Source organism: Streptomyces sp. 150FB (assembly GCF_000818195.1).
GTDB lineage: Bacteria > Actinomycetota > Actinomycetes > Streptomycetales > Streptomycetaceae > Streptomyces.
Genome location: NZ_JTHL01000001.1, coordinates 8998768 through 9007014, shown reverse-complemented (window position 1 = coordinate 9007014; position 8247 = coordinate 8998768). Strand labels below are relative to the sequence as shown.

Genomic DNA, 8247 nt, shown 5'->3' with positions numbered 1-8247 from the left:
GCCGCCCGCGGCGCGCAGGACAGCGCGGGCGGGCGCCACCGCCGCCCCGGCCGCGCCGAGTTCGGCGTGGTAGACGGTTCCGTGTGCGGTCACCGACTGGTCGCCCGCGTAGAGGGTGACGGAACGGGTGTCCTGCGGCAGCGAGACCGACGCGTTCACCGCCGAGCCGGAGAGGTTGAACAGGCTCAGGTGGCCGCCGGCGGTGGAGGCGCGTACGGCGTCGTGGTCGGCGGTGGGCGCCGGGCGCGCGGCTGCGGCCCGTACTGCCGCCGTGCTGCCGTCCGGCACGCCCTCGACAAGCAGCGGCTCGGCGGGTCCGTCCGAGAGGATCACCGTGTCGCCGTACACGGCAAGGGGGTTGGCGGCGCCGCGTACGACGAACCCGGCCCGGCCGTCGACGTTGATCCAGTCTCCGCTGCTGCTCAGGTCGGCCGGCGGGTAGGTGGCCAGGTCGGTCCAGGTCGAGCCGTCTGCCGAGCCCTGCACGGTGTACGCCTGGCCGGCCGCGGACTCCCAGCTCAGCGTGGTCCGGTCCAGTGCGGCGGGCGCGCCGAGGTCCACCTCCAGCCAACTGTCGGCGCGGGCACGGTCGGCGACCGAGACCGCCCAGCGGGTCGCCGCGTCGCCGTCCACGGCCAGCGCCGCGCCGTTGCCGGTGGCCGCGGAGGACGCGGTGGCGGTGGCACCCCGCGCCAGGTCGGTGCCCGAGGCCCCGTCACGGGCCTCGAACGCGTAGAGGGAGTAGCCGTACTGGGAGTTGCCGCGCCGGCCCTGCATCCGCAGGTAGCGGTAGGTGCCCTGGGTGAAGACGAGGTTGTCGACGCGCGGACCGTTCGTCGGGTGCCCGCTCTTGCCGGTGTCGGCGGCGGGCACAGTGACCGAACCGTCGGCGGTGGTGTACGTGCGGCTGCCGTCGAGACCCGCGACGCCGGGCATGGTCAGGTTGAACAGCTCGATGTGGCCCTCGCCGGCGCCGGTGCCGGCGGTGGCGTAGACGACCTCGCCGCCGGGCAGCGTGGTGAAGCCCGCGTATCCGCTGTCCAGGGCGAGCAGCACCGCGGTGGCGTCGAGCCCGTCCCGCAGGTCGGTGTACGTGGCGACGTTGCGGGTGGCGACCTTGCCCACCGTGGTAGGCAGGAACATCGGCGTGCTGCCGCTGAGCGAGAACAGCCAGTCGTCGTGCGCCGGCTGCCAGCAGAACTTCACGAAGCCGGGCTTGGAGACGGACGCCGCCCAGGCGCGCTGCGTCTGGTGGGCGACCAGGCCGGGGCCGGTGCCGAAGTCGGTGACGCCGGCGGCCTGGCGGAAGAGTTCATCGGCGCTGAGCGCGGTGACCTTCTCGCGCTGTGCGGCCCGCCACTCGTGCAGCAGGTAGCTGATGGCGATCTCGGCGCGTGCCTCGGGCTCGTACTTGGGCTCGCCGGAGAATTTGGTGATCCGGTCGACCGGCGCGTACGCCTGATACGCCGGCAGGCGGTCGGCGAGTGCGGTCTCGGCGCGCGCCGCGGCCCGGTCGCCCAGCACCTGGGCGAGAAAGGCGACGGGGATGACGTCGCGCCCGTACAGGTGCTCGCGGTCGTTGACCATCGGCATCAGCGGCTCGCCGGCGTCGCTCATCATGGTGAGCAGGGAGGCCCACAGCCGGTCGGCGTTCGGCTGGGCGGCGAGGACTTCGGGCATGGGCAGACCGGCGGTCACGAAGTGGGCGGTGTTGCGGCCGGACGTACGCCACAGCTCGCACTGGTAGTGCGGGCCGAACGAGCCGTGGTTCTCCACGATGAAGGTGTCGTACAGGTTCTGCGCGGTGTTGTCGCTGACCGGGACGCCGTCCACAACGGTCGGGTTGGCGTGGTCGGCGGCCGGCAGGCCGGTCTCGTTCCGGCTCCATGTGCCGTACCAGGAGTTCCAGTCGGAGTGCCGGGCGTCGTCGGGGGCCCAGGCCAGGGCGGGCGCGAGGGACTGCGCGTAGACGCCCATCTCCTCCAGCTTGGTGTCGCCGACGTTGTTGCCGCGCAGTCCGTCGGGCGTCCAGCCCGGCGACAGCGGGTCGTCGCCGGAGCCCAACGAGGTGGTGTACGCGGCCTGTTCGCGCACGATGACGTCGATGTTGGCTTGCGTCGCGGTGTCCAGCTCGTCCCACAGCAGGCGGGCGGCGAGCACGAAGTAGAGCTGGAAGGTGGAGTCGAAGAAGAGCGTCTTGCCCCATTCGGTGCCGCCGGTCAGGCGGTTGGAGGCGGCGAAGTGGGTGATGGTGGCGAGGGTGCGCGAGCGCAACGTGGCCTCGTCGATGCCGGTGGCATCGGCGTCGTAGCCGCCACGGGTCAGCAGCAGAGCGTGCCCGAGGACGACGGCGAAGCCGAAGTCGGTGGCCTTGTAGTGGCCGGCGGTGGCGTCCCACTGGGTCTCGGTCCATCGGGTGTGGCGCAGCAGCACCTGGTGGTACGTGGCGGCGACGGCGTCCGGCGGAGTGCTGGACGGCTTGATGCCCCCGGCTGCCGGCTTCCCGGACGCGGCCAGCGCGGGCGACGCGGTCGCGAGTGTGGTCGGCACGGCCACCAACGCCGCGGTGATCCCTGCCAGTTGTGTGAACCGGCGACGGCTCAGCGGGGTTGTGTGGTGCTGCACGGGGAACTCCATTCTCGGCGCTGGCGCCGACACTGCACTCGACAACGTTGTCAGGACGCCATTCTTCGTACCGCTCCCGACGCAGTCAACCCTCCTGCGGCGATGGACGATCGAGCTCAGGCGGTGGCCCGTGGAGTCTGGTGCGGGTCTCGCGCCGACGCCTCGAAGGCGGCGAGAGAGAGCAAAACCCCGCGCGGATTCCGGGAGCGGATACCCGGAAAAGGCCCGGGCGGGCGCACTCGGCGGGCCGCGAACCCCAAGGTGCGCGAAGTCTCAATAACGAACTTATTTCCCATTTCGACCATGCCAGGAATACCGTGGAAAGGAGTAACAAGAAAGGCGGTACCTTGCCGTGGACTCAGAACGTGCCACTCGGTTGGTGTCCGATCTTCGTGCCCGCAGGGTGATGGCGCATGTGGCCGAGACCGGTGTTTATCAGTTCGGGATCCGTGTTGTCATCGACAACAACATCGAAGCGCTCTGGGATACGGACGGAGCACCGGGACTCGACGCCGAAGTACTCAGCGACGGAGTGCTCGTCGGGTTCGTCCCCCACATCGCCGGCTCGGAGGATTTCACCGACCAGCAGCTCGTGGACGCCATCGCGGCAACGAGGTATCCCACCGAGGGGCTGGGCTCCCCGTCCGCCGGCGAGCCGGCCCCCGAGGCCCAGGACGGGCCGGCGGCGGTTCCGCTGGCTCCGGCGAGTCCGGCGAGGCCGTCGGGGCCCGCGAGGCACGCGGCGCCCAAGCGGGCCAGGCTGGGACGCTGGTGGCACCGCTCACGCCCCTGACCGGCTGACCGGCTGACCGGCTGACCGGCTGACCGGAGCCTGACGGGAAGCGCGACCGTCCGCCGGTCCGTACCCCTTCCGGGGCGGGGCGGCGGATGGCCGCGCGGAGGGCGGATCGACGGGCGGGACCGGGCAGGCGGTCAGAGCCGGTCAGACCTACAGGCGGGGCCCCTACAGGCCCGGCGCCCCCCAGACGGGGAACCAGCGGGCGAGATCAGGTTCGACCCGCAGATCGTCGCCAAGCACCGCCCGTATCTGAAGTTCGAGCTGGCTGTCCCGCTTCTCCGCCCCGCCGGTCAAGGGGGCGAAGGGGAAGAAACTGCCTCGCTTGTAGAGATAGACCAGGGCCAGCGGCCGCTTCTCCGCGTCCTGGAAACTCAGCAGGGAACAGAGAAGCTGCGGCCCGAAGCCGCCGTCCTGAAGCAGCGTATTCACCGCGTGCAGGTCGTTCACCAGCGCGGGGATGTCATCCGGGGCCCGCTGGGCGAGCAGCCAGGTGTACCCGTACGAGTCACGGCTGAACCGGACCGGCGCCTCCCCCTCGGGTGCGCCGCCCTCCGCCAGGTCCTCCTCGGACACATCCATGTCGAGCAGTTCCCTGACATCCTGCTTGAGCCGCGCGAATTCGCCGCCTTCGACACCGGCGAAGCAGACCGACCCCCTTCCGGTCGGGCTGAAGCCTGCTCCTGCCTGCAGTGTCAGCGCGGCCGAGGGAAGAGCGAAGAGCTGGTCCAGATCGGGCGGGACAGGCTTGCTGCGGCCGAGGATGGTGTCGAGAAGGCCCATGGATCAGCGGCCGAGTTCCGTGGAGATACGGGCGAGCTGGTCCAGCCGCTGTTCCAGCGTCGGGTGCGACGAGAACAGCCGGCTCAGGCTCTCCTTCGAGGAGAAGGCGGGCACGAAGTACAGGGCGTTGAACGGCTCGGCACGGCGCAGATCCCGCGTCGGGATGCGCCCCATCTGGCCACTCACCTTGGTGAGGGCGGAGGCCAGCGCCGAGGGCCGGCCGGTGAGAAGCGCCGCCGCGCGGTCCGCCGACAGCTCCCGGTAACGCGAGAGCAGCCGTGTCAGCAAGAAGCCGATCACATACACAGCAGCGCTGACCAGCGGAATCAGCAGGATCGCCAGGCCGAGCGGACCGGCGTTGCGACTGCTCCTCGCGAGACCGCTCCAGAGCGCCACCCGGGTGATCAGACCGGCCATCACCCCCAGGAACGAGGCGATGGTCATGACCGCCACATCGCGATGCGCGACATGTGACATCTCATGGGCCAGCACGCCCTCCAGTTCCTCCGGCTCCAGCCTGTTCAGGAGTCCGGTGGTGGCGCAGATCAGAGCCGTACGTTCGCTGCGCCCTGTGGCGAAAGCGTTCGGGATGTCGCTGCGGGCTATCGCCACGCGAGGCTTCTCCATGTTCGCCAGCGCGCAGATCCGGTCGACGGCTCCGTGGAATTCCGGCGCCTCCTCAGGCGTGACCTGATGCGCGCCCATCCCGATGGCCGCGATCTTGTCGCTGAACCAGAACTGCGCCACGAACACGACAGCGGCGACGATCAGAATGATCAGCCACGCCCCGTGCAGCACGGCCAGCAGCACGCCGACCAGCACCACGTACAACAGTCCGATCAGGAACATCGTGGTGACCATGCGTGTGGTCAGACCATGATCGGGCTTGTAGCGACTCCGCGTCATCATCATCTCCTGGGCCACGTCCCCCGCTCTTCATTGTCCTCCTTCCATGGCAAAACGGAATAAGAGTTCGATGAGACCCACGGGCGTGGGCGGCCCAGGCGCTCAGGCACTCAGGCACTCAGGCACTCACCGGCCGACGTACGGAATGCGGCCACCAGCGGGCTGCGGTCCGCGGCCCGGGTGGCCAGGACGACACGCCCCGGTTCGACGCCGTACAGCGGGACTGTGGTGAGGTCGGGGCGGATGCCGCCCGCGCCCGGGGCGGCCGGGACGATGGCCACGGCCTGCCCGGCGGCTATGCATTCGAGCTTGTCCTCGATGGTCTTGACCGAGGGTCCGCCGGGCGCGGGGCGGCCTCCGGGCCGCGGGTCGACGCGCCAGTACGCGTCGAACTCCCGATCCGGGAAGCGAGGGATCGGCTCGCTCTCGATGTCGTCGAGAGTGACCGACTCCTTGCCGGCCAGCCGGTGACCGACCGGGACGAGCAGCATCTTCGGCTCGTCGTGGAGGACCGTCACGCGCAGGTCGTCGGCTCGCAGCGGCAGCCGGGTGACCGCCGCGTCGACACGGCGGTCGAGCAGGGCCTCGCGCGACTCGTTCCACCCCAGGTGCAGCGTGCGTACGTCGGCGTCGGGGTGCTTCTCCCGCAGGTTCCGCACCGCCGGGGTGACGATCAGACCCGCGGTGTAGCCGACGGCGATCCGGGCGGGCCGCGCGGCGGCGCGGGCGGCGGCCGCGGCCTGCTCGGCCGCGCGCAACAGTTCCCGGGCGCGCGGAAGGAACGCCTCTCCCGCTTCGGTGAGCCGGGTGCCCTGCCGCGTACGGTCGAGAAGCCGCGCACCCACCAAGGCTTCGAGCTGGCTGATCTGCCGACTCAACGACGGCTGCGCGACGCGTAGTTCGGCTGCGGCCCGGCCGTAGTGCAGGTGTGACGCGACGGTGGTGAAGTAACGCACCAGCCGGAGGTCGAGATCCGTCATGCCTGAATCGTATGACGTGTTCCGGAACAGGTCTTTGATCACCGAGGGTGTGCGTCCCTACCGTGAGATCCATGCCAACTGACAACGAGATCGCGGTCCGGCGCTTCTACGAGGCCCTCGCCACCGGTGACACAGCGTTGACCGACAAAGCCCTCACCGCCGACTGGGAGGCCGTCCCGGCCATGCGGACCGGGCCAGGACCGGACGGCTGGAAGAAGAGCATCGATCACCTTCGCGGCATCTTCTCCGGCCTGACCGTCACGATCGAGCACGTCGTCGAGTCAGGCGACCTGGTGGCCGTGCGTTCGGTCGGCCGGGGCGTGCACGTCGGGGAGCTGCTCGGCGTCGAGGGCACCGGCCGTGAGGTCGAGTTCCGGGCGTCGGACTTCCACCAGGTGGTTGACGGCCGGATCGTGCGGACGTGGCACCTGGAGGACTACTTCGGGATCGCGCACCAGCTCGGACTGGAGTTCACCCGTGGCGCTTGACGGACAACCCGGCGGAAAGCTTGAGGGAAGGACGGCGGTGGTGACCGGGGCGGCGCGGGGCATCGGTTACGCGTACTGCCGGCGGCTCGCAGCGGACGGCGCGAACGTGGTCGCCGTCGACATCGACGACCCGGCCGACGGCGTGAAGGAGCTGAAGGGCCCCGGCGAGCCGCTGGGGCTGGTGTGCGACATCAGCGAGCCGTCGCAGGTCGACGCCGTGGTCGGCACGGTCCTCGACCGGTACGGGCGCTGCGACATCCTCGTCAACAACGCCGGCGTCTTCCCGTTCACCGACCTCGACCACGTGACGATCGACCTGTGGCGCAAGGTGCAGGCGGTCAATGTCGAGGCGATCCTGCTCTTCGCCCGGGCGTTCGCACCGAAGATGCGGGCCGCAGGGTGGGGGCGCATCGTCAACACCGGCTCGGGCATCACCGTGACACAGAACCGCGACCTCGCGTACATGACCAGCAAGGGCACCGTGCACGCGCTGACCAGGGCGCTCGCCAACGAGCTGGGCGAGAGCGGGATCACGGTCAACGCGATCGCGCCCGGACTGGTGGCGACGGAGGGTTTCCTCGGCCGCGTCCGGACGCACGGCCCGAGCGCCGACGAGGTGTTCGCCCGGATGACGGCCCTGCAGACCATCAAGCGCCGGTCGGTCCCGGCGGACCTCGGCAACGCCCTCGCCTTCCTCGTCTCGGACGACGCCGACTTCATCACCGGCCAGATCCTGCACGTCGACGGCGGCGTGACGCGTACGGGGGCCTGACCAAGCTCGACGAGATGTCCCCGGTGGCGACCGGCACCCGCCCGACCGGCGCCCGCGCGGCCGACTGGCCGGCGGCTCAAGTCATACCCAGTCATGCTCCGGGGCCGCCGCCCTCAGCACCTCGCGCGCGCCTTTCAGCACCGGCTCGCCGTGCGGGACGCACAGCGCTTCCACGTCCAGCGACGCCAGCCGTCGGAAGGAGGTGATTGCCTGCTCCCTGTCCGCGTTGAACGGGCCGAGGATCGCCCGGCCCTCCGCGGTGGCGACGGTGTCGCCCGGGAACAGCACACCGCTGGAGGGGAGGTGCAGCGCGATGCTTCCCGGGGTGTGGCCGGGCACGTGCAGCACGTGGACGGGCTCGCCCCAGCCGTCAATGGTGTCTCCGTCGTGCAGTTCCACATCCACCGGCACAGGTCGCGGAGACGGGAAGTTCCCTTCGGAGAAGCCCGCCGTGATCTGCTCATGGAGCGCGCGTTCCTGAGCGGTGTATACCGGTGGGGGTTCAGGTGTCGTGCCGCGGATGAACGGGGCGTCCAGCGCTCCGGCCAGGACACGAGCGCCGGTCGCTTCGGCGAGATCCGCGGCAGAGCCCATGTGGTCGATGTGGGAGTGCGTCAGCACGATCTGCCGCAGGTCCTGCGAGCGGCCGCCGAGCCGCGCCAGGGCATCGAGGATCGCGGGGGCAGACCCTGGCATGGCGGTGTCGATCAGTGCGTAACCGTCCGGCAGGCGCACGAGATGGACGTGACCGACCGGGAAGGCCAGTTGCCAGACAGCGGAGGTGACTTGGGTGAGCTCCATGGTGGGACGCTAGCGAGGGCCTGGCGAGCGGCCGGATGTTTCTGCCGACGGCGAATCGCGCGGCGTGACCCCGGCAGCGTGAACCGAGGAGCGTGA

At 70.3% G+C, this 8247-nt stretch carries 8 protein-coding genes; 3 read left to right on the top strand and 5 right to left on the bottom strand.

What is annotated here, in order from left to right; genetic code table 11:
• Positions 1 to 2625 (bottom strand): discoidin domain-containing protein (locus tag QR77_RS38545; RefSeq protein WP_236710997.1); only part of this gene is annotated, 2625 nt, incomplete at its 3' end.
• Between the two features lie 379 nt (positions 2626 to 3004).
• On the opposite strand from QR77_RS38545, the gene QR77_RS38540 reads away from it, so the two are divergent.
• Complete coding sequence (locus tag QR77_RS38540; RefSeq protein WP_150130507.1) at positions 3005 to 3418, top strand: hypothetical protein; 414 nt, start codon at positions 3005 to 3007, stop codon at positions 3416 to 3418.
• A gap of 171 nt (positions 3419 to 3589) precedes the next feature.
• On the opposite strand, the gene QR77_RS38535 is transcribed toward QR77_RS38540, so the two are convergent.
• From QR77_RS38535 to QR77_RS38525, 3 genes are all read right to left on the bottom strand, one after another.
• Positions 3590 to 4204: a hypothetical protein gene (locus QR77_RS38535; RefSeq protein ID WP_040026590.1), complete on the bottom strand. Its 615-nt coding sequence runs from the start codon at positions 4202 to 4204 to the stop codon at positions 3590 to 3592.
• A gap of 3 nt (positions 4205 to 4207) precedes the next feature.
• Positions 4208 to 5116, bottom strand: coding sequence for a zinc metalloprotease HtpX (gene htpX, locus QR77_RS38530; RefSeq protein ID WP_040029401.1), 909 nt, complete (start codon positions 5114 to 5116; stop codon positions 4208 to 4210).
• 104 nt (positions 5117 to 5220) lie between these two features.
• Positions 5221 to 6090 carry a LysR family transcriptional regulator gene (locus QR77_RS38525; protein ID WP_052489394.1) on the bottom strand — a complete coding sequence of 290 codons (870 nt, stop codon included), beginning with the start codon at positions 6088 to 6090 and terminating at the stop codon, positions 5221 to 5223.
• Positions 6091 to 6161: 71 nt separating this feature from the next.
• On the opposite strand from QR77_RS38525, the gene QR77_RS38520 reads away from it, so the two are divergent.
• Positions 6162 to 6578, top strand: a complete 417-nt coding sequence (locus QR77_RS38520; RefSeq protein ID WP_040026589.1) for an ester cyclase — start codon at positions 6162 to 6164, stop codon at positions 6576 to 6578.
• Between the two features lie 40 nt (positions 6579 to 6618).
• A complete protein-coding gene (locus QR77_RS38515) occupies positions 6619 to 7350 on the top strand; it encodes an SDR family oxidoreductase (protein ID WP_236710995.1) in 732 nt (243 codons plus the stop codon).
• A gap of 81 nt (positions 7351 to 7431) precedes the next feature.
• Here the strand turns inward: QR77_RS38515 and QR77_RS38510 are convergent, their stop codons facing one another.
• Complete coding sequence (locus QR77_RS38510; RefSeq protein ID WP_040026587.1) at positions 7432 to 8151, bottom strand: MBL fold metallo-hydrolase; 720 nt, start codon at positions 8149 to 8151, stop codon at positions 7432 to 7434.
• Between the last annotated feature and the right edge of the window lie 96 nt (positions 8152 to 8247).

Bases quoted from the DNA above. Each gene is read 5' to 3' on its own strand.
- QR77_RS38535 (WP_040026590.1), bottom strand. From the start codon at position 4,204: ATGGGCCTTCTCGACACCATCCTCGGCCGCAGCAAGCCTGTCCCGCCC.
- htpX (WP_040029401.1), bottom strand. From the start codon at position 5,116: ATGATGATGACGCGGAGTCGCTACAAGCCCGATCATGGTCTGACCACA.
- QR77_RS38525 (WP_052489394.1), bottom strand. From the start codon at position 6,090: ATGACGGATCTCGACCTCCGGCTGGTGCGTTACTTCACCACCGTCGCG.
- QR77_RS38520 (WP_040026589.1), top strand. From the start codon at position 6,162: ATGCCAACTGACAACGAGATCGCGGTCCGGCGCTTCTACGAGGCCCTC.
- QR77_RS38510 (WP_040026587.1), bottom strand. From the start codon at position 8,151: ATGGAGCTCACCCAAGTCACCTCCGCTGTCTGGCAACTGGCCTTCCCG.